27 protein-coding genes, 1 pseudogene and 1 riboswitch are annotated in these 25,870 nt (G+C 71.8%); of the genes and pseudogenes, 19 read left to right on the forward strand and 9 right to left on the reverse strand.

What is annotated here, in order from left to right; all coding sequences use genetic code 11:
• Positions 1 to 41: 41 nt before the first annotated feature.
• Entirely contained in the window at positions 42 to 1,301 is a 1,260-nt protein-coding gene (locus AB0K67_RS25895; protein WP_364065082.1) for an RNA polymerase sigma factor, read from the forward strand.
• Positions 1,302 to 1,309: 8 nt separating this feature from the next.
• On the opposite strand, the gene AB0K67_RS25900 is transcribed toward AB0K67_RS25895, so the two are convergent.
• Positions 1,310 to 2,056, reverse strand: coding sequence for a hypothetical protein (locus tag AB0K67_RS25900; protein WP_364065084.1), 747 nt, complete (start codon positions 2,054 to 2,056; stop codon positions 1,310 to 1,312).
• An 80-nt stretch (positions 2,057 to 2,136) separates the two neighbouring features.
• Between AB0K67_RS25900 and AB0K67_RS25905 the strand changes: the two genes are divergently transcribed.
• The 3 genes from AB0K67_RS25905 (at position 2,137) to AB0K67_RS25915 (ending at position 3,900) form a co-directional block, all read left to right on the forward strand.
• Entirely contained in the window at positions 2,137 to 2,649 is a 513-nt protein-coding gene (locus AB0K67_RS25905) for a GNAT family protein (protein WP_364065086.1), read from the forward strand.
• Positions 2,650 to 2,779: 130 nt separating this feature from the next.
• Positions 2,780 to 3,235 carry a hypothetical protein gene (locus tag AB0K67_RS25910; RefSeq protein WP_364065089.1) on the forward strand — a complete coding sequence of 152 codons (456 nt, stop codon included), beginning with the start codon at positions 2,780 to 2,782 and terminating at the stop codon, positions 3,233 to 3,235.
• Between the two features lie 233 nt (positions 3,236 to 3,468).
• Positions 3,469 to 3,900, forward strand: a complete 432-nt coding sequence (locus AB0K67_RS25915) for a cupin domain-containing protein (RefSeq protein ID WP_364065091.1) — start codon at positions 3,469 to 3,471, stop codon at positions 3,898 to 3,900.
• Between the two features lie 85 nt (positions 3,901 to 3,985).
• On the opposite strand, the gene AB0K67_RS25920 is transcribed toward AB0K67_RS25915, so the two are convergent.
• Together AB0K67_RS25920 and AB0K67_RS25925 are read right to left on the reverse strand one after the other, a co-directional pair.
• On the reverse strand, positions 3,986 to 5,605 hold the full coding sequence (locus tag AB0K67_RS25920; RefSeq protein ID WP_364065093.1) for an ABC-F family ATP-binding cassette domain-containing protein: 1,620 nt from the start codon (positions 5,603 to 5,605) through the stop codon (positions 3,986 to 3,988).
• A gap of 282 nt (positions 5,606 to 5,887) precedes the next feature.
• Complete coding sequence (locus tag AB0K67_RS25925) at positions 5,888 to 6,628, reverse strand: MFS transporter (RefSeq protein ID WP_364065096.1); 741 nt, start codon at positions 6,626 to 6,628, stop codon at positions 5,888 to 5,890.
• Between the two features lie 495 nt (positions 6,629 to 7,123).
• Here AB0K67_RS25925 and sigJ point away from each other — a divergent pair, with 495 nt between their 5' ends.
• Together sigJ and AB0K67_RS25935 are read left to right on the forward strand one after the other, a co-directional pair.
• The gene (gene sigJ, locus AB0K67_RS25930; RefSeq protein ID WP_364065098.1) at positions 7,124 to 8,002 is read left to right on the forward strand and encodes an RNA polymerase sigma factor SigJ; all 879 of its coding nucleotides are present in this window, start codon (positions 7,124 to 7,126) and stop codon (positions 8,000 to 8,002) included.
• Between the two features lie 161 nt (positions 8,003 to 8,163).
• Positions 8,164 to 9,345: an FAD-dependent oxidoreductase gene (locus tag AB0K67_RS25935; RefSeq protein ID WP_364065100.1), complete on the forward strand. Its 1,182-nt coding sequence runs from the start codon at positions 8,164 to 8,166 to the stop codon at positions 9,343 to 9,345.
• Positions 9,346 to 9,359: 14 nt separating this feature from the next.
• On the opposite strand, the gene AB0K67_RS25940 is transcribed toward AB0K67_RS25935, so the two are convergent.
• Together AB0K67_RS25940 and AB0K67_RS25945 are read right to left on the reverse strand one after the other, a co-directional pair.
• Positions 9,360 to 10,244, reverse strand: coding sequence for an NAD-dependent epimerase/dehydratase family protein (locus AB0K67_RS25940; RefSeq protein WP_364065103.1), 885 nt, complete (start codon positions 10,242 to 10,244; stop codon positions 9,360 to 9,362).
• Positions 10,245 to 10,420: 176 nt separating this feature from the next.
• Positions 10,421 to 10,723, reverse strand: a complete 303-nt coding sequence (locus tag AB0K67_RS25945; RefSeq protein WP_364065105.1) for a hypothetical protein — start codon at positions 10,721 to 10,723, stop codon at positions 10,421 to 10,423.
• 185 nt (positions 10,724 to 10,908) lie between these two features.
• On the opposite strand from AB0K67_RS25945, the gene AB0K67_RS25950 reads away from it, so the two are divergent.
• The 3 genes and pseudogenes from AB0K67_RS25950 to AB0K67_RS25960 all read left to right on the forward strand — a co-directional run bounded on the left by AB0K67_RS25950 (position 10,909) and on the right by AB0K67_RS25960 (position 13,200).
• On the forward strand, positions 10,909 to 11,595 hold the full coding sequence (locus AB0K67_RS25950; protein WP_364065108.1) for an FAD-dependent oxidoreductase: 687 nt from the start codon (positions 10,909 to 10,911) through the stop codon (positions 11,593 to 11,595).
• A gap of 12 nt (positions 11,596 to 11,607) precedes the next feature.
• Positions 11,608 to 12,111, forward strand: a pseudogene (locus AB0K67_RS25955) (malate:quinone oxidoreductase); the annotation flags it as partial.
• Positions 12,112 to 12,299: 188 nt separating this feature from the next.
• Positions 12,300 to 12,445: riboswitch (cyclic di-AMP (ydaO/yuaA leader) on the forward strand.
• Between the two features lie 11 nt (positions 12,446 to 12,456).
• The gene (locus tag AB0K67_RS25960; RefSeq protein ID WP_364065111.1) at positions 12,457 to 13,200 is read left to right on the forward strand and encodes a GH25 family lysozyme; all 744 of its coding nucleotides are present in this window, start codon (positions 12,457 to 12,459) and stop codon (positions 13,198 to 13,200) included.
• 184 nt (positions 13,201 to 13,384) lie between these two features.
• On the opposite strand, the gene AB0K67_RS25965 is transcribed toward AB0K67_RS25960, so the two are convergent.
• The gene (locus tag AB0K67_RS25965) at positions 13,385 to 14,137 is read right to left on the reverse strand and encodes an SDR family oxidoreductase (protein ID WP_364065113.1); all 753 of its coding nucleotides are present in this window, start codon (positions 14,135 to 14,137) and stop codon (positions 13,385 to 13,387) included.
• Positions 14,138 to 14,281: 144 nt separating this feature from the next.
• Here AB0K67_RS25965 and AB0K67_RS25970 point away from each other — a divergent pair, with 144 nt between their 5' ends.
• Entirely contained in the window at positions 14,282 to 15,034 is a 753-nt protein-coding gene (locus AB0K67_RS25970) for an SDR family oxidoreductase (RefSeq protein ID WP_364065115.1), read from the forward strand.
• A 154-nt stretch (positions 15,035 to 15,188) separates the two neighbouring features.
• Here the strand turns inward: AB0K67_RS25970 and AB0K67_RS25975 are convergent, their stop codons facing one another.
• Together AB0K67_RS25975 and AB0K67_RS25980 are read right to left on the reverse strand one after the other, a co-directional pair.
• Positions 15,189 to 15,371 (reverse strand): DUF397 domain-containing protein, encoded by a 183-nt coding sequence (locus tag AB0K67_RS25975; RefSeq protein ID WP_364065118.1) that lies wholly within the window; start codon positions 15,369 to 15,371, stop codon positions 15,189 to 15,191.
• Positions 15,372 to 15,408: 37 nt separating this feature from the next.
• Positions 15,409 to 16,254, reverse strand: coding sequence for a helix-turn-helix transcriptional regulator (locus AB0K67_RS25980; protein ID WP_364065120.1), 846 nt, complete (start codon positions 16,252 to 16,254; stop codon positions 15,409 to 15,411).
• A 341-nt stretch (positions 16,255 to 16,595) separates the two neighbouring features.
• On the opposite strand from AB0K67_RS25980, the gene AB0K67_RS25985 reads away from it, so the two are divergent.
• On the forward strand, positions 16,596 to 17,123 hold the full coding sequence (locus tag AB0K67_RS25985; protein WP_364065122.1) for a DUF6292 family protein: 528 nt from the start codon (positions 16,596 to 16,598) through the stop codon (positions 17,121 to 17,123).
• 20 nt (positions 17,124 to 17,143) lie between these two features.
• Here the strand turns inward: AB0K67_RS25985 and AB0K67_RS25990 are convergent, their stop codons facing one another.
• On the reverse strand, positions 17,144 to 17,425 hold the full coding sequence (locus AB0K67_RS25990) for a hypothetical protein (protein ID WP_364065125.1): 282 nt from the start codon (positions 17,423 to 17,425) through the stop codon (positions 17,144 to 17,146).
• 16 nt (positions 17,426 to 17,441) lie between these two features.
• Here AB0K67_RS25990 and AB0K67_RS25995 point away from each other — a divergent pair, with 16 nt between their 5' ends.
• The 8 genes from AB0K67_RS25995 (at position 17,442) to deoC (ending at position 25,868) form a co-directional block, all read left to right on the forward strand.
• Positions 17,442 to 17,615 (forward strand): hypothetical protein, encoded by a 174-nt coding sequence (locus tag AB0K67_RS25995; RefSeq protein ID WP_364065128.1) that lies wholly within the window; start codon positions 17,442 to 17,444, stop codon positions 17,613 to 17,615.
• A 309-nt stretch (positions 17,616 to 17,924) separates the two neighbouring features.
• A complete protein-coding gene (locus tag AB0K67_RS26000) occupies positions 17,925 to 18,914 on the forward strand; it encodes a substrate-binding domain-containing protein (protein ID WP_364065131.1) in 990 nt (329 codons plus the stop codon).
• Positions 18,915 to 18,947: 33 nt separating this feature from the next.
• Entirely contained in the window at positions 18,948 to 20,003 is a 1,056-nt protein-coding gene (locus AB0K67_RS26005) for a galactitol-1-phosphate 5-dehydrogenase (protein ID WP_364065134.1), read from the forward strand.
• A 3-nt stretch (positions 20,004 to 20,006) separates the two neighbouring features.
• Positions 20,007 to 21,515, forward strand: a complete 1,509-nt coding sequence (locus AB0K67_RS26010) for an FGGY-family carbohydrate kinase (protein ID WP_364065137.1) — start codon at positions 20,007 to 20,009, stop codon at positions 21,513 to 21,515.
• Complete coding sequence (locus AB0K67_RS26015) at positions 21,505 to 22,443, forward strand: sugar-binding transcriptional regulator (protein WP_364065140.1); 939 nt, start codon at positions 21,505 to 21,507, stop codon at positions 22,441 to 22,443. The genes AB0K67_RS26010 and AB0K67_RS26015 overlap by 11 nt, the downstream gene beginning before the upstream one ends.
• Positions 22,440 to 23,936 carry a sugar ABC transporter ATP-binding protein gene (locus AB0K67_RS26020; protein WP_364065143.1) on the forward strand — a complete coding sequence of 499 codons (1,497 nt, stop codon included), beginning with the start codon at positions 22,440 to 22,442 and terminating at the stop codon, positions 23,934 to 23,936. The genes AB0K67_RS26015 and AB0K67_RS26020 overlap by 4 nt, the downstream gene beginning before the upstream one ends.
• Positions 23,933 to 24,955: an ABC transporter permease gene (locus AB0K67_RS26025; protein ID WP_364065146.1), complete on the forward strand. Its 1,023-nt coding sequence runs from the start codon at positions 23,933 to 23,935 to the stop codon at positions 24,953 to 24,955. Before AB0K67_RS26020 ends, AB0K67_RS26025 begins: the two co-directional genes overlap by 4 nt.
• Complete coding sequence (gene deoC / locus AB0K67_RS26030; RefSeq protein ID WP_364065149.1) at positions 24,948 to 25,868, forward strand: deoxyribose-phosphate aldolase; 921 nt, start codon at positions 24,948 to 24,950, stop codon at positions 25,866 to 25,868. Before AB0K67_RS26025 ends, deoC begins: the two co-directional genes overlap by 8 nt.
• Positions 25,869 to 25,870 lie beyond the last annotated feature (2 nt).

Here is a 25,870-nt window from a genome sequence, read left to right on the forward strand (position 1 = left end):
CCGGGCGCGCGCCGCGCGTCCTGATGCGGTATCCAGGAGGCGTGACGTCAGCCGATTCCCACCGTGCGGTGGAGGCCGTGTGGCGGATCGAGTCCGTCCGGGTGATCGCCGGCCTCGCCCGCATGGTCGGCGACGTCGGTCTCGCCGAGGAGCTCGCACAGGACGCGCTGGTGGCGGCGCTGGAAGAGTGGCCGCGCAACGGCGTACCGGATAATCCGGGCGCGTGGCTGATGACGACCGCCAAGCATCGCGCGATCGACCGGTTCCGCAGGCGCGACACGTACGAGCGCAAGCTGCGCGAGGTCGGCCGCGACCTGGAGCTGCGCGCGCACCTCGCCGAGCACGACCTCGACGCGGCGCTCGACGATCACATCGGCGACGACCTGCTCCGGCTCGTCTTCACCGTCTGCCACCCGGTGCTGCCTGCCGAGGGCAGGATCGCCCTGGCCCTGCGCGTCCTGGGCGGCCTGACCACCGAGGAGATCGCGCGGGCGTTCCTGGTGCCGGAGCCGACCGTGGGGCAGCGCATCTCCCGGGCCAAGCGCGCGCTCGCCGCCAAGAAGGTGCCGATCGAGCTGCCCCCACCCCAGGAGCTGCCCGCCCGGCTCGCCTCGGTGCTGGAGATCATTTACCTGATCAACGAGGGGTACGCGGCGACCGCGGGCGACGACTGGGTCCGGCCGTCCCTGTGCCAGGAGGCGATGCGGCTCGGCCGCGTCCTGGCCGGGCTGATGCCCGGCGAGCCCGAGGTGCACGGGCTGGTCGCGCTGATGGAGATCCAGGCCTCGCGCATCCCGGCCAGGACCGCTCCCGACGGCAGCCCGATCCTCCTCCTCGATCAGGACCGCAGCCGCTGGGACCGCCTCCTGGTGCGCCGCGGCCTGGCCGCGCTCGGCCGGGCCGAGGCGCTGGGCAGGCTGGGCCCGTACGCGCTGCAGGCCGCCATCGCCGCCTGCCACGCCAGGGCGCTCACTCCCGAGGCCACCGACTGGGCCAGGATGGCCGCCCTCTACCGGCTGCTCGCCCACGTCGCGCCGTCGCCGGTGGTGGAGCTGAACCGGGCGGTCGCGGTCGGCATGGCGTACGGCCCCGAACGCGGGCTGGAGATCGCCGACGCGCTCGTGGCCGAGCGGGCGCTGCGCGGGTACGCCCAGCTCCCGGCCGTACGCGGTGACCTGCTGGCCAGGCTGGGCCGGGACGAGGAGGCGGCGGCCGAGTTCGCGCGGGCGGCCGGGCTGACCCGCAACGCGCGCGAGCGCGAGCTGTTCGAAGCCCGCGCCGCCGCCCTGATCGGACCGTAGGCCGGGCCTCAGTCCGCCGCTTCGGTCGTCACCTTGCCGGGATCAGGGGCCTTGATCCGCGTCTTGGCGCCCCACCCGGTGAACCGGCTGTCGATCGTGATCGTCTTGCCCTCGTGGGCGTTGGTGCCGAACACGCCCGTGGCCGCGTACGAGCTCTTCACCCGGCTCACCACCCCCGACGCCGACAGCGTGAGCGTGTAGGAGACCTTCGTGTCGTTGTGCATGCGCAGCGGGATCGAGGCGTCGAACCAGCGCGACACCTTCGCCAGGTCCTTGAACGTGATCTTCCCGGTGAGCGTACGGCCGGACAGCCGGCCCTTCTTGACCAGGGCGGCCAGAGTCTTCGGCTCGGCGGGGTTGATGACCTGGCCGTGGAAGCCGGCCCCGCCGCCGGGCAGTCCGCGCGACTTGTACCAGGTGGCCCCCGAGGCCAGCTTGCCCGCGTAGATGCCGCCCGAGGTGTAGGTGTACGTGCCCACGCCGATGACCCGCTCGCGCGGCCGCGACTTCGACGTGGCGGTGATGTCGGAGGCGGCGATGCCCTTCTTGTCGAACTGGAACGCGCCCTTGCGCTTCTGCAGGGTGATCTTGCCGTCGCCCGACAGGACGGTGGTCTCGGTGAAGCGTACGCCGTGGCCGGCGACCAGTTTGCTCTTCAGCGCGCGTAAGGGGTCCTCGGCGGGCGCGGCGTGCGCCGGAACGGCGGGCGCCAGCACGGCCCCGCAGGCCGCCAGCGCGATGATCGTCTCCTTCATGCGGCGATCATGCGGGTCCTGATCACGGACCGGCCACAACGGGTTTGCCCGCTGCGTCGCCGCTGCGCTAATAGTGAACGATGCTCCACCTCCGCGACCTCCAGCCCGCCGACGCCGCCACGATCGCCACCTGGATCGACAGCCTGGACGCGCTCATTCTGTGGTCCGGCAAATCCGGCTTCACCTGGCCCTTCGCCGGGGAGCAGCTCCTCGCTCTGCGGGCCGCCGACTCCGACCGCCGCCTCCTGGTCGCCACCGATCCCGCCGGCGCCGTCATCGGCCATTTCTCGCTGCGGCCCGTCGATGACGACAGCGCCGTACGCCTCGGACTTGTTCTGGTGGCGCCGTACGCGCGGGGCAAGGGCTACGGCGCGGCCATGGTGGCCGCGGCGCTCGACACCGCCTTCGCCGACCCGGACGTCTCCCGGGTGACCCTCGGCGTCTACGCGCACAACACGGGGGCCAGGCGGCTGTACGAACGCCTCGGGTTCCGAGAGGAGCGCGTCTATGAAAGTTCCATCGAGGTCGGCGGGAAATGGTGGACGTCGGTGACGATGGGCCTGGTACGGGAGGCGTGGGAAGCGGGACGGTGACCGAGCGCGGAACGGACCTTGACCGAAATTCACGCTGCGGGCTGTAATCACGGGCACAGGCCGTCATGACCGAAGCTCACCACCACGGTCAGGAATCTCGGTAATTCCGCAGAAACGGAAAGGTGATCTCGTGCGTCTGCTCGCCGGATTATCGATCAGTGCAGTGCTCGCCGCCGGCCTTCTGGCCGCCCCACCCGCCCTGGCCGCCGAGGCGGTGCCGTTCGCCGCGGACTCGGGCGACGCCTGCCTGCGCGGGTCCACCGAAGGCACCATCCAGCGCTACGACGGCCCCGTCATCCGGCCGCGGATCGACATCGAAGGCGCGCTCCTCGACGAGGTGAAGCCGAGCGTGTGCAACCCCGACGACATGCACTCCACGGCCACCTTCAGCGGCTACTACGGGAGCGAGCTGGTCGACACCGAGACGTACAAGGCGGACGACGAGACGGTGAAGTTCGCCTTCTCGCTCTCCGACTCGGCGGGGGTGCGCACCATCGACCGGGTCGTGGTGCAGGTCTGCCGCTTCAGCAACACCCCGTTCGGGACCAGCTACTGCGGCCAGGCGCAGGAGTACAAGATCCCGTGAGCCCGCGCGGGCGGGCGCGCCGTTCCGTACGTGCCCGCCCCGCCACGACGATCGGCAGCGGGCAACGCCCGCGTGTGCCGATCGTCACCAAGCCTTGAAGCCGCCGCCCGGTAGCCGCGCGGCGGGGCGGGCAGCGTAACCCCGCCGACCGGACACGAGCAGGGCCGCGCGCGAGACAGGGGACCGAGCCCCGCTCCGGACGAGCCTTCCGGCCGGTCAGGAACGGGGACATCATGAAAGCCGAGCACGTTCACCACCTCGACAACCCGAACGCCACCACCCCGCCGCCGGCGATCGACCTCGTCGCGTCGGTGCCGGCGCCACCGGTGCCGGACGACGCGGAGGTGATGACGATCCTGGTCACCTTGCCGCCCGGCAGCGAGGGCAACCCGCCGCACCGGCACACCGGGCCCGCCTTCGGATACCTGATCAAGGGCGAGATGCTCTTCGAGCTGGAAGGCGAGCCGGAACGCGTCATCAAGGCCGGGGAGGCGTTCTGGGAGCCGGGCGGCGACGTCATCCACTACCAGGACGCCAACAACCTCTCCGACGAAGAGACCACGTTCGTGGTGACGATGTTCGGGGTGAGAGGGCAGCCGATGCTCATCCCGGTGAGCGAGGAGGAGCTGGAGGCCCGCCGCGACCGCCGTGCCCCACGCCCCTGACGCCCGGCCCGCACGCGTGCGGGGCATCAGGGGCGTGCGGCGGCCGTCAGGCGAGGCCGGCCGTTCCCGGAGACCGGGCGGGCCATCAGGCGGGGGCGGCGGTCTCCAGAAGCCGGCCGTCCGACAGCTCAAGCCACCGCTCCACCTTGATCTCCGTGAGGAACCGCTCGTCGTGACTGACCACGATGAACGCCCCCTCGTACGCACCGAGCGCACTCTCCAGCTGCCCCACGCTGACCAGGTCGAGGTTGTTGGTGGGCTCGTCGAGCAGCAGAAGCTGGGGAGCCGGTTCCGCGCACAGCACGCAGGCCAGCGTGGCGCGCAGCAGCTCGCCGCCCGACAGCACGCCGACCTGCCGGTGCGCGCTCTGGCCCCGGAACAGGAAGCGGGCCAGCAGGTTCATCCGGTCCGCCGCGGCCATGCCGGGGGCGAACGCGGCCAGGTTCTCGGCCACCGTACGGGCGGGGTCGAGCAGGTCGAGCCGCTGCGACAGGTACGCGACCCGCCCTTCGGCCCGCCGGGTCGTGCCGGAGTCCGGCGCGAGGTCGCCGTTGATCATGCGGAGCAGGGTGGACTTTCCCGCGCCGTTCGGGCCGGTCAGCGCGATGCGTTCCGGGCCGCGTACGGACAGATCGATGCCCGGCTCCGCGAACAGGCCCCGCGCCAGCAGCCCGTGGCCCTCGAACACCGTGCGCCCGGCCGGCACGCGGGTGTCCGGCAGCTCGATGACGATCTTCTGGTCGTCGCGCAGCGCCCGCTCGGCCTCCTCGAGCCGGGCCTTCGCGTCGCCGACGCGGGAGGCGTGCATCTGGCCCGCCCGCCCGGCCGACTCCTGCGCGCTGCGCTTCAGCCCGCCCGCGACGATGCGGGCCAGACCGGCGTTCTTCAGGTTGCGCGCGGCGTTGCCCGCCCGCCGCTCGGCGCGCTCGCGGGCCTGCTGCATCTCCCGCTTCTCGCGCTTGAGCTCCTGCTCGGCGTTGCGCACGCTGCGCTCGGCGGCCTCCTGCTCGGTGCGCACCGCCTCCTCGTACGCGGTGAAGCCGCCGCCGTAGAAGCGGATCTCGCCCCGCTCGAGCTCGGCGATGCGGTCCATGCGGTCGAGCAGCTCGCGGTCGTGGCTGACCAGCAGCAGGCAGCCGTTCCAGTCGCCGAGCACGTCGTAGAGGCGGCGGCGGGCGGCGCGGTCGAGGTTGTTGGTCGGCTCGTCGAGCAGCAGCACATCCGGCCGCTTGAGCAGCTGCGCGGCCAGGCCGAGTGAGACGATCTGCCCGCCGCTCAGCGTCTCCAGGCGGCGGTCGAACGCGAGACCGCCGAGGCCGAGCCGGTCGAGCTGGGCGCGGGTGCGCTCCTCGATGTCCCAGTCGTTGCCGATGGTGGTGAAGTGCTCCTCGGCCGTGTCGCCCGCTTCGATGGCGTCGAGCGCGGCGATCACGGGCGCGATGCCGAGCACCTCGGCCACGGTCAGGTCGCCGGTGAGCGGCAGGGTCTGCGGCAGGTAGCCGAGCTCGCCCTCCACCGTGACGGAGCCGCCGCGCGGGCGCAGCTCGCCGGCGATCAGCTTGAGCAGCGTGCTCTTGCCCGCGCCGTTGGGCGCGACCAGCCCGGTACGGCCGCCGCCCACGCTGAAGGACAGGTCGGTGAAGACCGGGGTGTCGTCGGGCCAGAAGAAGGACAGGTGGGAGCAGACGATGGACGCGTCGGACATGGGGAGACCTCGTACGGAACGCGGGCGCGCGCGAAGCCGCCCGTCATGAAGACTGGGACTGAGGGAACGACGAACTCACGGCCACGCGCGGCGGCGCTCAACACGCGCCCGCCCGGGGGCCGGGGTCTCCGGTATCACCCGGAGATGTCGTCGTCACCTGCCATGTCTGGTCTCCTCGTCGAGTCGTGTCGCGGAACGTGCCCGGCTAGGGCACATCCGATACGAAAGCGCATCACACCATAGCAGCCTCCGCTAGCCGTCTCACCGCCTTTTCACCTGCGGTCAGGCGTCGCGGACCCGCCACACGGCGGGCACCGGCAAGGTCGCGACGGTCAGCAGGACAGCGACCGCGGCGCAGCCCAGCAGGACCGGGGCGGTGCCGAGCAGCTCGGCGGCCGGGCCGGCCAGTCCCGTGCCGAGGGGTGCGACGACCAGCGCGCCGACCGTGGTGACCGAGTATGCGCGGGCGACCAGGTCCGCGGGCAGGTGCCGCTGGACGACCGTGGTCTGGACGACGTTGTGCACCCTGCTGCGCGAGATGGAGATCAGCGAGTTGGCGGCCTGCAGGTCGTCCTCGGCCGCCAGGGATGTGATCAGGCCCGCGGCGGCCGGGTTGAAGAAGGCGGTGCCGACCCCGGCGAGCACCTGCAGGACCACCAGCAGCCATAACTGCGCGTGCCCGGTGAGCAGCAGGACCGCCGTCACCCCGTGCGCGGCGAACCTCACCAGGTCGGCGGTCAGCATGACCGTCCGGCGCGGAAACCGGTCGCCCACCGCACCGCCCAGCAACGTGAGCGCGACGATCGGCAGCCGGGTGGCCAGGACGACGATGCCGAGGTCCATCGGGGATCCGGTGAGGTGGAGCACGGCGAACGCGATCGCGAGCGGCGTCAGCGAGTCCCCGAACGCGGAGGCGGTCTGGCCGGCGTAGTAGCGCCGGAAGTCCCTCGCCCGCAGCGGCGCCACCATCGCCGAGATCTTTCCCGCTCTGCGCACCACCAGGCGTTCCCGACCGCCGCTCACACGCGCCTCGTGCCCGGAGCCCGGACGATCATCCAGCTCCGGTCGGTCATCGGGGCTGAGCGGTCGTCAGGGGCCGGGTGGACGTCCGGAGCCGAGCGGGCATCCGGACCGGCGCGGCGTCCAGGGCAGAACGGGCGTCGCCGTCGGCGGGTGAGCCGACGTCGGTGGGCTCGGGCACGAAAGCGCTCCTTTCGACGGGCGTGACGACTCGACGGGCGTGACGACTCGACGGGCGTGTCGAGGGGCACGGCGAAACGGCTGTGCGGGCGCGGGCGGGTGGCACGCGCGGCGAGGCAACTCTGGCAGGCCGGACCGACAGATCCCCGCGCCCGGCCTACCCCGGCGGCGGGCAGCCCCTCGGCCACCACCCGGCGGCGGCCCTCGTGCCCCGCGGGCACGCTCAGCGGCCGGCCTCCCGACGGACGCGGCGGCCCCGGCCGCAGGGCCGGGTGGGCGGCGGGTGGGGTGGCGAGGGGCGGTCGGATAATGGGGCGCATGGGGAGCGGGGCGGGTGCGGGCGGGCGGCCGGCGGAGTTCGAGGAGCACCGCGATCACCTGTGGGGCGTGGCGTACCGGATCACGGGGACGAAGACGGACGCCGACGACGCGGTGCAGGAGGCGTGGCTGCGGTGGCGGCACGCCGACGTCGCGCAGGTCAGGGACGTGCGCGCCTATCTCACCACGACCGTGAGCCGCATCTGCTACGACCTTCTCACCTCCGCGCGGGTCCGGCGGGAGGCGTACGTCGGGCCGTGGCTGCCGGAACCGGTCGTGAAGGAGCTCGGCCCCGAGGACAGGGTCGCCATGGACGACTCGGTCAGCATGGCGATGCTGGCGGTGCTCGAGCGGCTGACGGCGGCGGAGCGGGTGGCGTTCGTGCTGCACGACGTGTTCGGGGTGCCGTTCGGGGAGATCGCGGAGGTGCTGGGCCGCAGCGACGAGGCGGTGCGGCGGCTGGCGTCGCGGGCGCGCGCAAGGGTGCGCGAGCACGGTCCCCGGCGTACGACGGACCGCTCGACGCATCGCAAGGCGGTGGAGGCGTTCGCCGCGGCGGCGCTGAACGGCGACCTGTCGGGCCTGGTCGCGGCGCTCGATCCGGACGTGGTGTGGCGCTCGGACGGCGGCGGCGCGGTCTCCTCCGCGCTGCAGCCGGTGGCGGGCGCGGACCGGGTGGCCAGGCTGGTGCACGGCCTGGTGAGCCGCTGGCTGGAGGGCATGACGGTGGAGTTCGCCGAGGTCAACGGCGGTCTCGGGGTGGTGGTGCGGGCTGCGGACGGCACCGCGGACACGGTGGCGGCGTTCTCCGTGGCCGAGGACGGCCGCGTCACGGAGGTCGACGTCGTACGCAATCCCGCCAAGCTCGCCACGGTGTGACGAAGCCGACGTCATACGCGATCCCCAAACTCGACGTGGCGCGACGAGGCCGGCGTCGTACGCGATCCCGGCCAGGCCCGCCATAGTGTGATGCGGATCACCATCACATTTCCGGGGGCTGTCTCGTCTCTGTCGCAGAACTTCCCACAAGGAGGCACGACATGGACGCCAAACAGAACATCGTCATCATCGGCGCGGGCTATGCGGGCCTGACGACGGCGCTGCGGCTCGACAGGAAGCACCGGATCACCCTCATCAGCGCGGACTCGCACCTCACGCAGCGGATCCGGCTGCACGAGCTGGCCGCGGGCCGTCCCGAGGTGACGGTGCCGCTGAAGGAGCTGACGAAGGACACCGGCATCACGACCGTGCGGGGCCGGGTCAACGCCATCGACCTGGACGGCAAGCGGGTGCACACCGAGGACGGGCGGGAGTTCGCGTACGACACGCTCGTGTACGCGCTGGGCAGCCGCACCGACACCGGCGTCCCCGGGGTGGCCGAGCACGCCTACACCGCCGAGCAGGCGGGCGACCTGCGGGCCAGGCTGGACGGCGGCAGTGGTGAGCTGGTGGTGGTCGGCGGCGGGCTGACGGGTGTTGAGATGGCCGCCGAGCTTGCCGAGTCGTACCCGGCGTGGCGGGTGGCGCTGGTCACCGGCGGCGTGGCGGGCGCGGGGCTGTCGGAGAAGGGCCGCCGCCACCTGGCCCGTACGCTGACCAGGCTCGGTGCGCGCATGCACGAGGGCACGCGTGTGGAGAGCGTCGGGCCTGACGGGGTGCGTACGGACCAGGGCGTGCTGGCGGCGGATGTCGTGGTGTGGGCGGGGTCGTTCCGTGTGCCCGAGCTGGCCGCCGAGGCCGGGCTGGCCGTGGACGACCGCGGCCGGGTGGTGGTGGACGAGACGCTGCGTTCGGTGTCGCACCCCGACGTGTACGCCGTGGGCGACGCGGCCGCCGTGCAGCTGCCGAGCGGAACGCACCGGATGTCGTGCGCCGCGGGCATGCCGATCGCCGCGCACGCCGCCGATGTGATCAACGCCAGGGCCGCGGGGCGGCCCGCCGAGCCGTTCCGGTTCCGCTACCTGCTGCAGTGCGTCAGCCTGGGCCGGCGGGACGGGCTCGTTCAGTTCGTCCACGGTGACGACTCGCCGAAGGAGCGGATCCTGAGCGGGCGTACCGCGGCGTGGGTGAAGGAGCAGATCTGCCGGTTCACGGTCACGGCGCTGAAGATGGAGCGCCGTCGTCCCGGCACCTACATGTGGGCGAAGGGTCCGGCGCGTCGGAAGGCTGTCGCGGACGGCCGGGTGGAGGCCCGCCGTAGCGACGCGACGGCCGCCCGTTGATCGGGCCGCACGTTTTACGCTGCGGCGTAGCTGCCCTGGAGGATCTCGTCGATCACGGAAGGGCCGGACGGCTTCCAGCCGTACAACCGCTCGGCCCGCGAGGGGTCGAGGGGCGTGGAGCTGGTGAGCGCGAGCGCCATGGGGCCGAAGGACTTCATGGCCTCGTCGAGGGGCAGCGAGACGGCGCGCGCCCCCGTGAGGGTGGCGACCGCCTCGGCCATGTCGCGGATGGCCGTGCCGGTGCGGGTGGCGGCGTTGACGATGCCGCCACCCTCCTCCCTGGTGACGACGGCGGCGTAGAGGGCGGCGAGGTCGTCCACGTGGACGGTGGACCAGGTGTTGGCGCCGTCGCCGACGTACGTGACGACGCCCTGCTGCCGAGCCTGGCCGATCATGAGCTGGAGCAGGGTGGTGCCGCCACGCCCGTAGATCATGCCGGCCCTGACGACGGTGGTGGCGAGGTTCGTGGCGGCGAGCACGCGGCGCTCGCCGAGGTATTTGTGCGGCTGCCTGGCGGTCTGCTCGCTGACCTCCTCGTCCTCGGTGACCGGCCTGCCCTTGGTGTCGGGGTAGACCAGGCCGGTGCTGGTGTAGACGAAGGGGCGGCCGTCGGGAAGCCCGGACAGGAGCGCGTCGAGCGCCGGCTGCTCGACGTTCTGCATGTCCCGGTCGCCGTAGTCGACGGCGGCGTGCACGACGGCGTCGCTGCGGGCGGCGGCCTCGTGGAGGACGCCGGTGTCCGACAGGCTGCCCGCGACGGGGGTGGCGCCCAGCTCGGAGACGCGGTCGCGGGCGCGGTCTGAACGGGCGAGGGCTTCGACGGTGTGACCGGCGGCGATGAGGTGCTCGGTGAGCGCGCCGCCGAAGTAGCCGCTGGCGCCGGTGATGAAGATGCGCATGGTCGTTCGCTTCCTTTCAACGGTCAGGAGACATCGCGAGGGCGGAGGCGGGCGTGCGCCCTTTCCGGCCTCTGCTTCGACCGTACCAGAAAAGCGGATGACTCATCCGAATCGACAATCTATCCGTTTGCTGTACGCGAAAAGGGGCCCGGCCTTCCGGCCGGACCCCTGGACGGTCAGCCGTCGTCGCGGCGCCGACGCAGCTCGTGGCGGGCCTGGCGGCGCTCGCGACGGCGCGTCTCGCGACGGTAGAGGGCCCATTCGCGGCCCCCGTTGAGCCGGCCCTCACCGAACAGGAACGCATCGGTCGCCCGCCAGTAGCAGCCGCTCAGGCGCCGGGAGAGCGAGGCGCTCTCGCGGTCGATCCGCTCGGGCAGCGTGCAGGCGCCGTCGCGGTGGTCGTGAACGGGCCGGCAGTACACCATCGGCGCGTCGGCCAGCTTCACCCACCAGGGCCGGGTCTTGTCGGTCTTGCTCATACGGTCACCTTTCGGCTCCGTGACGCCCCGGGATGGGGCCGTCAACAGACCGGGTGCACCGTGATCGCCTCCTCAACCTGGCGGGCACTTGCTTGATCCACGCTACGCCGGATCCCGGGCCGCGCGCAGGGGCTGTTATACAAGTAGCGAACCTGTCATACGAGTTGTGGGGAGCGCGGCGCGCGGTGGTCACCGAGGGCTACGACGTGGTGCTGGTCGGCGGCGGCGTCATGAGCGCCACCCTCGGCGTGCTGCTGCGCCGCGTTCAGCCGGACTGGTCGGTGCTGGCGCTGGAACGGCTCGACGGCCTCGGCCTGGAGAGCTCGTCGGCGTGGAACAACGCCGGCACGGGGCACGCGGGGTTGTGCGAGTTCAACTACACGCCGCTCACCGGCGACGGCTCGATCGACGTGACCGGCGCCATCAGGATCAGCGAGCAGTTCCAGCTCTCCCGCCAGCTCTGGGCGACGCTGGTGGAAGAGGGCACGCTCGGCGATCCGGCGGGCTTCATCCGGCCGGTGCCGCACTTCTCGTTCGCCCGGGGCGCGGCCGGGGCCGAGCACCTGCGGCTGCGTCACGCGGCGCTGCGCGGGCACCCGCTCTTCGAGGGCCTGGAGCTCGTACGCGACCGCGACGCCATGGCGGAGCTGCTGCCGCTGATGTTCGCCGGCCGCCCCGCGGGCGAGGAGGTGGCGCTGTGCCGCTCGCGCGGCGGCACCGACGTCGACTACGGCGTGCTGACCAGGCGGCTGTTCGCGGCACTCGAACGCGACGGTGTCGAGGTGCGGACCGGGCACGAGGTGCGCTCGCTCTCCCGTGACCGCAGGTCGTGGCGGCTGCGGGTGCGCGACCTGGCGGGCGAACGCGACTAGTTCTCGCCCCGCTTCCTCAAGCGCGGCCGCCTCACCGACCTGCCGGGCTCCATCACCCCCGGCAACCTGCCCACGCTGCTCGGCGCCGCCCACGCCGAGCGCGACATGCTGCGCTACCTCGTGGGGCAGCTCGCACAGACCGGCCGCGACCGGCTGCGAGCGCTGCGCGGGTTCGTCCCGCAGGCGCGGGCGGGCGACTGGGAGCCGATCACCGCGGGCCAGCGGGTGCAGGTGGTCAAGCCGGTGCACGGGCGCGGGTCGATCGCCGGGTTCGGCACCGAGGTGGTGACGTCGGCGTACGGCGGGCTGGCCGCCCTGCTCGGCGCATCCCCGGGCGCGTCCGCGTCCGTGGCGATCATGCTGGACGTGCTCGAACGCGCCTTCCCCGACCGGCTGCCGGGCTGGCGGCCCGCTTTGCGCGAGCTTGTTCCGACGTACGGGACCGTGCTGTCCGACCAGCCCGGGCCGGCGCGGGAGACGGCCGGCAGGACGGCCAGGACGCTGGACCTGGACTGAGCAGAGCGAAAAACTTTACCTGTTCAGAAACCCCGGCGACATGGGGCTTACGGGCGGGTAACTCGCGCAATGCGAAGGTAATCCCTTTAGGATGCTTGCGGATACTTTTGCTAACTATGTACTTTTGCGGGTCGAGGGACGCCCACGCGTTACCTCGCATCTTTGACCGGACCGTACGCCTTCCCGATGGCGTGCGGCCGCCGAATCCGCGTTCTCGCGGAACCGGGGACCCACCTTTCCGGGGTGAATCGGACGCCCGCCCCTGGCGGCGTCCGTAGGGCACTTCCAGTCCCGAACCCGTCAGCTAACCCGGTAGGCGGCATGGAAGCAAGGAGTCAACCCCGCATGCCCAAGCTTGCCGACAACCGCAAGCGCCTCGGACTGGCGCTCGGCGGAGCCGTGCTCGCCGCCGTCACCGCCGTCACCGGCACCGCCCACGCCTCCACCGCCGACCACGGTGCCCCGCACGAGGCCACGCAGCACACCTCCCAGCACCAGGCTGGCTCCCTGACCTACGGTCTCGACATCTCCCACTACGAGCCGCAGTACGACTGGAGCTCCAGCTCCGCGCAGTTCGGCATCATCAAGGCCACGGAGGGCACCGACTTCGTCGACTCCTCCTTCGCCAGGCACTGGCGTGAGCTCGGCAGCAAGGGCATCGTGCGCGGCGCGTACCACTACGGCCACCCCGCCAACGACCCCATCGCAGACGCCAACCACTTCCTGGCCACGGTGAACTCCCAGCCCGCCAAGCCTGGCGACCTTCTGGTCCTGGACCTGGAGACCACTGACGGCAAGTCCGTCGGAGAGGTCAACGCCTGGGCCAAGGCGTGGCTGTCGTACGTGGAGAAGCAGACCGGCGTCAAGCCGATCTTCTACAGCGGCTGGAACTTCGCCAACACCTATGGCCACGGCCTGTCGCAGTACCCGCTGTGGGTCGCCCACTACAGCCGGGCCAAGGGCGCGGTCACCCCGCCGGCCGACTGGAAGACCTGGACGATCCACCAGTACACCGAAACGCCGATCGACCAGAACGTCTCTTCGCTGACGCCCGACCAGCTCCGCGCCCTCGGCCGCAAGTCCGCCTGACACGGACCCCCTCCCCCGCCGGTCCGCTGAACGCCCGGCGCGGAAACCCTCCCAGGGCTCGACCCGCGCGCCGGGCCCGCCCATGAAGCCGCGCGACGGTCCTGTTGCACGACAGGACCGTCGCGCGGCTTCTGCACGCAGACGGGCGGCCTCCTCGTGGCCTGTGTGAACGATCCGGGGGCCGTCAGGTGGCGGCAGCGGCGGCGACCCAATCCCCGTACCGGATCCCGCCGAGCCGTGCCTCACCCAGCGGAACGAGCGAGTGCTCGGCAAGCTCACTGCCGAAGTAGCGAGCGTCCGGATCGGCGACCACCTCGCGCGGGTCGCCCAGGGCGGCCAGCGCCTCGCGGAAGAACTCGTCCATCCTGACCCGCTCCGGCCCGGCGATCTCCATCCGGCCGTTGAGCGGCGGCCCCTCCGCGACCTCGCACAGCACCGCCGCCACGTCGTCCCCGGCGATCGGCTGGAACAGCACCGGCGCGATCCGCACCACTCCCCCATCGTCGGCCTCGTCGGCGATCCCCTTCACGAACTCGAAGAACTGCGTCGCGTGCACCAGCGAGAACGGGACGCCCGACTTCTCGATCAGCCGCTCCTGGGCGACCTTGGCCCGGAAATAGCCGTTGTCCGGTGAGCGTTCGGTACCGACGATGGACAGCGCGACGTGGTGCCCGACCCCCGCCTCCGACTCGGCGGCGAGCAGGTTGCCCGTGGAGGTTTCGAAGAAGCCGAGCACGGCGGCCGGTTCGAACGACGGCGCGTTCGACACGTCGACCACCACCTCCGCCCCTTCCAGCGCCTCGGCCAGCCCTTCGCCGGTGAGCGTGTTCACCCCGGTGCGCGGCGAGGCCGCCAGCGCCTCGTGGCCGTCCCGCGACAGCCTGTTCACCAGCTTCGATCCGATCAGGCCGGTCCCACCGACCACCACGACCCTCATGACGCGCCTCCTCGGAACGGTCCACGCCACCCTCCCCTCCGCGCCCGGCGCTAACCCCTCGCGGCGGCAAAGTCCCAGCGTGCTCATGCAGCAGGCGGCATGACGGCCATAAGACCCACTGACAACGAACGAAGGAACGAGCACATGACCACTCAACTCGACGCCCGGGTGGCGATCGTCACCGGCGCCGGCTCAGGCATCGGCCGGGCCACCGCGATCGCCCTGGCTGAGGCGGGCGCGCACGTGCTCGCCGCCGGCCGCCGCCCCGGCCCCCTGGAGGAGACCGCCGCCCGGCACCCCGGCATCGCCGTCCTGCCCGCCGACATCACCGCCGCCGGCGCGCCGCAGGCCGTGGTGGACGCGGCGATCGGCCGCTGGGGCCGCCTCGACATACTGGTCAACAACGCCGGAGGCACGGCGATCATGCCGCTGGCCGACACCGACGCCGACCGCGTCACCGCCCTGTTCGCGCTGAACGTCACCGCGCCCAGCCTGCTCGCCCACGCCGCCCTGCCGCACCTGCGCGACACCCGGGGCACGATCGTCAACGTCTCCAGCACGTACGGCCACCGCCCCCTGCCGGGCGCCGCCCACTACGCCGCCTCGAAGGCCGCGATCGAGCAGCTCACCCGGAGCTGGGCCCTGGAGCTGGCCGCCGACGGCATCCGCGTGAACGCCGTCGCCCCCGGCCCCACGGAGAGCGAGGCGCTGAGCGCCGCCGGACTGCCCGCCGAAGTCGTCGAGCAGATCAAGAAGGACGAGGCCGCCCGCATCCCCCTCGGCCGCCGCGGCACGCCCGAAGAGGTGGCCGCCTGGATCGTGCACCTCGCCGCCCCGAACGCCGCCTGGATCACCGGCCAGATCATCGCCGTAGACGGCGGTTTGGCCCTCACGTAGGCCCACCCGCCGGGCACAGTTCCCGGACCCGGCTCCCGGAGCCGGGCGGCTGGGCCCGGCCGCCGGGCTGGGGCACAACGTCAAGCAGCCGGCCCCCTCGCCCGGGGACCGGCTGCGCAAGCGGCCAAGGTCGTCAGTACTGCCGGTGGACGCTTCAAGCGTCTCCGCGCTTCACCCTCTCGATGAACTGGCGGTACGCGCTGGCCGTCACCACGAGAGGCTGCTGGCCAGGGTTCTTGCTGTCGCGAATGGCGACCATATCGTCATCCAGCCGGCGAACCTCAACGCAGTTGCCGTTGTGCCCGCAGAAGCTGGAGCGCGTCCACTGATCTTGCATGCGGGGAATATAGCCTGCCGCCTCACCGCCTCAGGCGTCACACCTGCAACTTCTCCAATTCTTTATGGATGGCCTGACGGCTCTCCTCGGGATCCAGTGCCAGCTCACGGAAGTGGTCGAACATCTTCTCGAAGTAGACCGAGCGCTGCTCGTCCAGCAGAAACTGGCTGGTGAGATTGTGGTCGATATAGACCAGGCACTGCTCCAACGGGTTGTTGCGATCCAAGTTGAGCAGCGTGAAGGATTCCTCGAACACCCCCCGAGGGCGACTGAGCGGCGCAACCTGAAGCTTCACATTGGGCAGTAGCGAGAAGTCAACAAGCTGCCGCAGCTGCTCGGCCATCACCTCCGGCCCGCCAACGGTCCGCAAAAGGATAGATTCGTCCATAATTATCCAGATTTGTGCGGATTCAGGGGGCAAGAAGCGTTTCTGGCGGGCCAATCTGATGGCGACGCGGTCCTCGATCTGGAGGGGCGTCAGCGTCGGGTCGATATCGCGCCAGCTCTTGATCAGATGCCTGGCGTACGCCTCTGTCTGAAAGACGCCCGGCACCACCCCCACCTCCCACTGCCGGATCGAGTCGGCGACCCTCTCGACGTCGAGGAAGGACAGGTACTCCTGGGTCGGCGCCGGATAGGCGCGCCACGACTGCGGGGTCTGGGTCTTGCCGGCCAGCGCGAGGAGGCGTTCGCGCTGGCTGTCGGTCGCGTCGTACACATCGAGCAGCTGCTCGATGTCCTTCTGCGAGACGCTGATCCGGGCGTTCTCGATTCTCGACACCTTCGACGGCGACCAGCCGAGGAGGTCTTTGATGTCGTCGCCGGTCAGGGACTTGCGCTCACGCAAATGTCGCAGCTCCCGCGCCAGGATGCGACGCTGCACGGTGGGCGGAGTAGTGCGATTGGCCATGTATGTCCTAAAAGTGGCTAATTCCCGGATTGCGCCTTGATCACTCCAGCCATTGAGCCACAGAAGTAAGACTGCGTGCAAGATTGCATGCAGACTTACCGTACCTCACCATAGTAAGCGGGAGGGGTGCAATGACAAACGAATTGGCCGACGACGGGGAAGTGCTTCAAAGGCCCGCACGTCGGCAGCTCGGCATCCCTGGTTCCGCCAGGCAGAGGGGAGCCTTGCATGGCCCTGGTTCTCACGTGCGGGTCAAGGGCGGTATGCAGCATGGCCGGCTTACCGCGTGGGGTCGCCGCCCCACGGGCACCGATGTGGTGACACCCCGGGGCATCTGGCATGTGGAGTGGCAGGAGCTGCACGTCGGCTACCTGCACGATGTCTACCTCGCCCTCGTCCGCAGGGCCATTCAGCCGAGCGACCACTGGATTGCGGAGTTCCTGCCACGTTCGGCGTCGATTCTCATCGAGGACCGCGAGCTCGTCGACGAGTGCCTCCTGGGGCTCGCCTGGGACGAGGAGAGCGGGTGGCGGTTCGGCAGCTTCGTGCAGGGGGACGTGCGCTGCCCGACGCTGCTGAGACGGCAGCGGTACTTCGGCGGTGACGTGCTGCCCGATCCCGCCGAGGTGGGGGACACGGTGCTGGCCATGATGGAGCGGCTGCGGCAGCCGCGCCGCTGGTGGTGGGGGCACCACCGGGAGCAGCCCTGGGGGTGGCACTACCCGCCGGCGTACCGGTCGTACCGGGACGTGGACGACGGTTTCGACGATCGGCTGCGGGCGCATCTGCCGCCCGACGTGCCGTACGCGGGGTCACCCGAGCAGCCGCCCGCGGGCGCCTGACCCCCTGCGCGGGGTCGGGGTCAGCCGGCCGGTAGGCGTTCCGCCGCTGGCGCGGCGGACGGCTCCCGGCTGCGGCGGGGACGGCGCAGCAGGACGGCGGCGGCGACGGCGATCACCAGCAGGACCGCCGAGACGCCGAGGCAGAGCCGCATGCCGTCGAGGAACGCGCCCGACACGGCGGCCAGGGCGGGCCCGGCTGCGGCGCCGAGGTCGAGCCCGGCGACCGCGCCGAGCCCGCCCGCCTCGCCGGCCCGGACGAGGGGGATGGACCTGGCGCACAGCGCGACCAGCCACGCCTCCACCGCGCGGCTGTCGTGGATGCAGGACGCGTTCGTGCCGCCGGTGGCCGCGCTGATTCTCACCGCAGGGGTCTTCGCCGACGTGCACGGGCGCAAGAAGACCTGCCAGGTGGCCCTCGCCCTGTGCGCCGCGGGCGCCAGCGCCCGCTGGATCGCGGGCAGGCGGACGGTGACGGTGACGACGGGGCGATAGGCGACGAAAACGCCCGCGCCGGCCCGCGCAATGGCGGCGCAGGGCCGCGCACTGGTGGCGCGGGGCCGCGCAATGGCAGCGCCGGGCCGGTGCGCGGGCGGCGCCTCCGGAGTCGGAGCGTTCACGGGGACCTCTCTTGCGGCAGAGCCGCCGTAACCGCTGTGACCTGCGAAAACTCCTGTGACGGACAACGGACGAGCGGAGCAGAGACCCCAAGTCTGCTCATATGAGCAAATTTCGGCTCAAGTGTTGCAACGGGGTTAATTCCCGACTTACGGTGCGTTACCTACGTCACATACGGAGGCCCCAATGAGTAGATTTCGGCTGCTCACCATCCCCTCACTCCTCCTGATCAGCGCTCTGACCGCCTGTTCGGTGTCCACCACGCCGGGCGGTTCCACGGACGCGGCCGGCGGGAGCTCCGACGGCCCCGTCGCCATCGGCTTCAGCCAGGCGACCCAGCAGTCGCCGTTCTACGTCCAGCTCCGCGAGGGCGCGGAGGCCGCCGCCAAGCAGGCGGGCGCCTCGCTGTACTTCGCCGACGCGGGCGGCGACGTCACCAAGCAGAACAACGACATCCAGGACCTCATCACCCGCCAGGTGGACGTCCTGCTCGTCAACCCGGTCGATCCCCAGGGCGTGCAGCCGGGCATCGCCGCGGCCAAGGCGGCCGGCGTGCCGGTCGTGACCGTGGACCGCCCGGTGCCCGAGGGCGCGGTCGCCCAGGTCGGGCGGGACAACAAGGCGATGGGCGAGCTCGTCGGCAAGCGGCTCAGCGAGGCACTCGGCGACAAGGGCGGCAAGGTCATCGAGATCCGCGGCGACGCGGGCGGCGCGGTGGCGCGCGACCGCAGCGCCGGGTTCCACGACGCCGTGAAGAGCAACCCGAACATCAAGATCATCGAGGGGCCGTACTCGGACTACGTGCGCTCCAAGGCGGTCACCGCGATGCAGGACCTGCTCCAGGTGCACCCCGACGTCGCCGCCGTGTACGCGCACAACGACGACATGGCGCTCGGCGCGCTCCAGGTCCTCAAGGAGAACGGCAAGGACAAGGTCCTGGTCGCGGGCGTGGACGGCCTCATGGAGGCGGTCAAGCAGATCCCGAACGGCCAGTACGTGGCCACCGCGCTCAACGACCCCATCTCCCTCGGGGCCAAGGCCGTCGAGACCGTGCTCAAGGTCAAGAAGGGCGAGCAGGTCGAGGCGAACATCGACGCCGGCACCGCGCTGATCGACAAGGACAACGCGGCCGAGTACATCGGCGAGACCGAGTTCGCCCAGGCGACCACGAAGTAGCCCAGGCAACCACGAAGTAGGAAAGGCACAACGATGGCGGAAACCATGCAGGCGGCGGTGCTCCACGCGCCCGGGGACATCAGGGTCGAGCGGGTGCCCGTGCCCGAGCCGGGTCCGGACGAGGCGCTCGTACGCGTGGCGGCCTGCGGGGTGTGCGGGTCGGACATCGCCCGCATGCTGCAACCGGGGATCGCCTACCACTTCCCGATCATCTGCGGGCACGAGTTCTCCGGCCACGTCGTACGGCTCGGCGCGGACCTGGCCGCCGAGGGCACCGTGCGCGAGGGCGACCTGGTCACCGTTCCGCCGCTGATCCCGTGCCGCACCTGCGCCCCGTGCAGCCAGGGCCACTTCAGCCTGTGCAAGCGGTACGGCTACTTCGGCAGCCGCCGCGACGGCGCGTACGCCCAGTACGTGACGGTCCCCGCCGGCAACCTCATGGTGCTGCCCGCGGACCTGGACCCGAGGGCGGCGGCCATGATGGACCCGGCCGCCATCGCGCTGCACGCCCTGTGGCGGACGAACATGCGCGGCGGCCGCCGGGTGGCGGTGGTCGGCGCGGGCCCGATCGGGTTGTTCGCGGTGCAGTGGGCGCGGATCGCGGGCGCCTCCGAGGTGCTGGTGATCGAGCTGAACGAGCAGAAGGCCGCGATGGCGACCGAGGCCGGGGCCACGCACACGGCGACCAGCGCGCAGGAGGCGGCCGACGTGGCCGGCGAAGGCTACGACATCGTCATCGAGTCGGCGGGCGTGCCGGCGACGATCGACCAGGCGGTGGCGCTGGCGGGGCGGCACGGCGAGGCGGTGTTCATCGGCATCCCGCACGACCCGGTGGTGCTGCCGGAGGCGACGTTCAGCGCGTTCCTGCGCCGCGAGGTGACCCTGCACGGCGCGTGGAACTCCTTCTCGGCGCCGTTCCCCGGCGACGAGTGGCGGACGACGGCGCGCGCGCTGTCCTCGGGCGAGCTGAAGTGGAAGTTCATGATCACGCACGAGCTGGGTCTGGACGCGCTGCCGGAGACCATGGCCGCGCTCGGCGAGCGGTCGATCTTCAGCTCGAAGGTTCTCTTCCTGCCGAACGAGGAGTAGAGCATGGCTGCCTTCCTCGCCCTCGATCTGGGGACCGAAGGCGCCCGCGCGGCGGTCTACGGCGAGCAGGGGGCGCTGCTGGGGTCGGGCGCCGCGGCGTATCCGACCCGCTTCCCCCGGCCCGGCTGGGCCGAGCAGGATCCGGACGACTGGTGGCGGGCGAGCGTGTCGGCCGCGCGGCAGGCGCTCGCCGCGGCGGGCGGCCCGGCGGTCGAGGCGGTCGCGGTGGCGACCACGGCCTCGACGGTGGCGGTGCTCGACGCGCACGGCCGGCCGCTGCGCCCGGCGCTGCTGTGGATGGACTGCCGCGCCGGCGAGGAGTCGGAGCTGACCGCGCGCACCGGCCACCCGGTCCTGCGGTACGCGGGCGGCAGCGACGCCGTGGAGTGGCTGGTGCCCAAGGCCATGTGGCTGGCCCGGCACGAGCCGGAGACGTACCGGGCGGCGGCGCGCATCGTCGAGGCGGTCGACTACATGGTGTGGCGGCTCACCGGCCGCTGGGCCGGCTCGCGCATGAACGCCGTCTGCAAGAGCAACTACGACCCGCGCGGCGCGGGCTTCCCCCACGACCTGTACGAGCGGCTCGGCGTCCCCGACCTGGCGGACAAGCTGCCGGACGAGATCGTGCCCGTCGGCGACCCGATCGCCCCGATGACCGCCGGAGCCCGCGATGAGCTGGGCGTCACCGGCGCCCCCACGGTGGTCTGCGGCGGCATCGACGCGCACCTGTCGCTGCTGGCCATCGGCGGCGCGCACGAGGGTCACGTGTCGATCGTGTGCGGCACGTCCAACGCGTTCGTCACGGAGATCGCCGAGCCGGTGTTCCCGCCCACGGTGTGGGGGCCGTACCCGGACGCGCTGCGCACGGGGCGGTGGCTCGTGGAGGGCGGTCAGGTGAGCGCGGGCTCGGTGCTGTCGTGGGCGGGCGAGCGGCTCATCGGCCGGCCGCGCGCGGAGATCGGCGGCCTGATCGCGGCGGCGGCGCAGGTGCCGCCGGTCGAGCACGGCCTGATCGTGCTCGACTACTTCATGGGCAACCGCACCCCGCTGCGCGACCCGCATCTGCGCGGCGCGGTGCTGGGCCTGACGCTGGCCAGCACGCCCGAGCAGGTCTACCGGGCGGCCGTCGAGGGCGTCGCCTACGGCACCCGGCAGGTCATCGACTCCTTCACCGAGGGCGGCGTCCCGGTGTCGGAGATCTTCCTGTCGGGCGGCATCCAGCACAACGAGCTGTGGCTGCAGACCACCGCCGACGTGCTCGGCCGCCCCGTCCACCTGGTCACGGGCGACAACCTGACGCTGCGGGCCTGCTCGGTGCTGGCCGCGGCCGGCTCGGGGCGGCACGCATCCCTCGCGGAGGCGGCGGCCGAGTACGCGCCGAAGGTGCGCACGGTCGAGCCGGTCGCAGCGCACGCCCAGGCGTACGAGACGGGCTACGCCGACTACCTGGCGGCCACGGCCGCGACGACCGGCATCTCCCACCGGCTGAGCGGAGGCCGCGATGACCGATGACGACCAGCTCTACCAGGTGGCCGTCCGCTACTACGAGGCGGGCGAGACGCAGGAGCAGATCGCGAACGCGCTGCACCTGACCCGCTGGAAGGTGGGCAGGATGCTGGCCGAGGCGCGCGAGGTCGGCATCGTGCGCATCGAGGTGCTGCATCCGCGCTCGCGGGTGCGCACGCTGGAGCAGGAGGTCAAGGAGCGGTTCGGGCTGCGCGACGCCGTCGTGGTGTCGGTCGGCGGCGACGACGCCGAGCAGGCCCGCGACCGGGTGGCCGCGGCGGGCGCCGACCACCTCATGGAGATGCGCCCGGCGCCCCGGCTGATCGGGGTGTCGTGGGGGCGCACGCTCGACCGGCTGGCCGGCAAGCTCGTCCCCGGCTGGGCGACGGGTGTGCACGTGGTGCAGATCAACGGCGCGCTGAGCCGTTCCCGCCAGCCCACCAGCGCCCACAGCATGGCCAGCATGATCGCCCACCACGGCGGCGGCACCGCGACGCTGCTCGCCGCCCCGGCGATCCTGGAGCAGCGGAGCACCCGCCAGGTGCTGGAGAGCGACCGCGCCGTCGCCGACGTGCTGGCCCTGGCGACCAAGGCGGATCTGTTCCTGTTCAGCCCCGGTGCGATGGGCAGCGACTCGGTGCTGGTCGACTCCGGGCAGATCGACGCGAGCGACCTCGCCAGGCTGGCCGCCGCGGGCGCGGTCGGCGACGTGCTCGGCCGTTTCATCGACGCGGAGGGACGGATCGTCGACCCCGATCTCGACGGCCGCACCCTCGGGCTCTCGCTCGACCTGCTGCGCTCGCCCACCACGTCGGTCGCGCTGGTCAGCGGCACGGCCAAGCGCGCGGTGTGCCGGGCGGTGGTGACCAGCGGCCTGTGCGACGTGCTGATCACCGACGACCACAACGCCAGACACCTGCTGGAGGCGGCATGAGCCAGACTCCCGAACGCCTGCACATGTCGGGGATCGTCAAGCGCTTCCCCGGCACCGTCGCGCTCGACGGGGTCGAACTCGGTGTGCGGCCCGGCGAGGTGCACTGCCTGCTCGGCGAGAACGGCGCGGGCAAGAGCACGCTGATGAAGATCCTGGCGGGCTCGTACCAGCCGGACGAGGGCACGATCCTGCTGGACGGCGAGCCGTACGCGCCGGCCACACCGCACGCCGGGCTCGCGGCCGGCATCGCGGTCATCTACCAGGAGCTTGACCTGCTGCCCGACCTGACCGTGGCGCAGAACCTGCTGCTCGGCAGGGCGCCCAGGCTGGGCCCGTTCGTCCGCAGGGCGCAGCGCGCCAAGCTGGCCCGCGAGGCGCTGGACCGGGTGGGCGCGACCTTCCCGGTGACCGCCAAGGTCGGCGACCTGCCGATCGCGGCGCAGCAGCTCACCGCCATCGCCAAGGCGCTCACGGCCGACGCCCGGGTGATCGTCATGGACGAGCCGTCGGCCACACTCGGCGAGGCCGAGCTGCAGGCGGTCTTCGACGTCATCAGGTCGCTCACCGCCGAGGGCCGTTCGGTGATCTTCATCTCGCACCGCATGGACGAGGTCATGGAGATCGGCGACCGGGCCACGGTGCTGCGCGACGGCCGCGCGGTCGGCGTCTACGATCTTTCGTCCACCGGACCGGACGAGCTGGTGGCCGCCATGATCGGCGAGGCGGGCGAGCTGGTGGGCGCGACCGACAGGCCCGCGCCGGCGGGCGAGCCGCTGCTCAGCATCGAGCGGGTGCACGTGCCGGGGCTGCTGGACGTGCGCGGCCTCGACGTGCGGCCGGGCGAGGTCGTCGGGCTGGCCGGGCTCGGCGGCGCGGGACGTACGACGCTGCTGCGCGCCCTGTTCGGCGACCTCAAGGCCCACGTGACGGCCAGGCTCGGCGGCCGGCCGCTCAAGGTCGCGAGCCCGGCCGCCGCCGTACGCGCGGGTCTCGCGCTCGTACCGGAGAGCCGCAAGGAGCAGGGCCTGATGCTGGGCCTGTCGGTCAGCCGCAACGCGGCGATCAGCGCGCTCGGCCGCCCGCCGTGGCTGCTGCCGGGGAAACTCGGCCGGCGCCTGACCAGTCCTGCGCTCGCCGACCTCGGCGTCAAGGCATCGGGACCGAACCAGCTCGTCGGCCAGCTCTCCGGCGGCAACCAGCAGAAGGTCGTGCTGGCCAAGTGGATCACCCGGGGCGGGATCAAGGTCCTGCTGCTGGACGAGCCCACGCGCGGCCTGGACGTCGGCGCCAAGGCCGACCTCTACCGCCAGGTGCGCCACCTGGCCGACCAGGGCGTGGCCGTGCTGCTCGCCAGCAGCGAGCTCAACGAGCTGACCGCCAACGCCGACCGGATCCAGGTCCTGTACGAGGGCCGCAACGTCGCGCACTTCGACCCCCGGGTCAGCCCCGAGAACGTCATCGCGCACACCGTCATCACAGGAGCCGCACCATGACAGCATCGCTCGGATCCACGGGTTCGCCGGGATCGACCCTCGCCTCAGCCGTCCCCCAGGGCGAGGCCCGCCGGCGCCGCGGCGCCGACCTGATCGTCAAGTCCAACCTGCTGCTGGTCTTCCTCGGGCTGTGCGTGGTCGCGTCGCTGCTGGCGCCGCAGTTCCTGACCGGCCGCAACATCGCGAACCTGCTCCAGCAGTCCTCGCTGACCGGGATCGTGGCCATCGGCATGACGATGGTCGTGCTGACCGCCGGCATCGATCTGTCGGTGGGCAGCGTGGCCGCGTTCGGCGGCATGACGATCGCGCTGCTGCTGGGGTCGGGGGTGCCGGTGCTGCCGGCGATCCTCATCAGCGTGGCGGCCGGCGCGGTGTTCGGCGCGTTCATGGGCGGCATGTCGGCGTACCTGTCGCTGCCGTCGTTCATGACCACGCTGGCCGGGCTGACCGCGATCCGCGGCCTGACGTACCTGCTGACCGACGGCAAGCCCGCCGAGGCGGGCGGCTCTGAGGCGTTCCAGCTCCTCGGCGGCGGGTTCATCGGCTACGTGCCGATCGTCGGGGTCATCTTCGTGGCGATCACCGTGCTGGCCGCGCTGGTGCTGCGCGGCACCACGTTCGGCGAATACGTCTACGCCGTCGGCAGCAACAAGGAGGCCGCCCGGCTGTCCGGCCTGCCGGTGCGCGGGGTGATCACGACGGTGTTCGCCGTGTCGGGCGCGCTGGCCGCGCTGGCCGGGGTGCTGCTGACCTCCCGGCTGACCGTGGGGCAGCCCACCGCGTTCAACGGGCTCGAGCTGGACGCGATCGCGGCCGTCGTGCTCGGCGGCACCAACCTGTTCGGCGGCCGGGGCGGGGTGTTCGGCACGTTCGTGGCGGTGCTGCTGCTGTCGGTGCTGCGCAACCTGTGCAACCTGCTCGGCCTCGGCTCCTTCTTCCAGATGGTGGTGACCGGCCTCATCCTGCTGGTCGCCCTCGTACTCAACATGCTCATCGAGAGGCGTGGCGCTCGTGCCTGACACCATCCCCGGCTCCTTGCGTGCCTACCTGCACGGACTGCCCGGCGTCGACGAGGTCGGCGTGCAGCGGCGGGCCGCCGGCCTGGCCACCAGGTCGATCAAGACGACGGCCAAGCGGGAGGCCATCGACCTGGCCATCCGCATGGTCGACCTGACCACCCTCGAAGGGGCGGACACGCCCGGCAAGGTGCGCGCGCTGGCCGCCAAGGCCGTGCGCCCCGACCCGGCCGACCCCACCGCGCCGTCGGTGGCCGCTCTGTGCGTCTACCCCGACATGGTCGCCACGGCGGCGGAGGCGCTGGCCGGGACCGGGGTCGGGCTGGCCTCGGTGGCCACCGGCTTTCCCTCGGGACGTACGTCGCTGGAGGTCAAGCTGTCCGACACGGCGGCGGCGGTCGCGGCGGGCGCGACCGAGATCGACATGGTGATCGACCGGGGCGCGTTCCTCGCCGGCGACTACCGCAAGGTGTTCGACGAGATCGTCGCGGTCAAGGAGCAGTGCGGCGACGCGCACCTGAAGGTCATCTTGGAGACCGGCGAGCTGGCCACCTACGACAACGTGCGCCGCGCGTCCTGGCTCGCGCTGCACGCGGGCGCCGACTTCATCAAGACCTCGACGGGCAAGGTCTCTCCCGCCGCGACGCTGCCGGTCACGCTGGTGATGCTGGAGGCCGTACGCGACTACCGGGCCGCCACCGGGCGGCAGGCCGGCGTGAAGCCGGCCGGCGGGATCCGCACCACCAAGGACGCCATCCGCTATCTCGTGCTGGTCAAGGAGATCGCCGGCGCCGACTGGCTGGACCCCGCGTGGTTCAGGCTGGGCGCGTCATCGCTGCTGAACGACCTGCTCATGCAGCGGACCAAGCTCGACACCGGACATTACTCCGGGCCCGACTACTACACCATCGACTAGGG

The sequence above is a fragment of the Nonomuraea sp. NPDC052634 genome, assembly GCF_040678535.1.
Lineage (GTDB): Bacteria > Actinomycetota > Actinomycetes > Streptosporangiales > Streptosporangiaceae > Nonomuraea > Nonomuraea fastidiosa.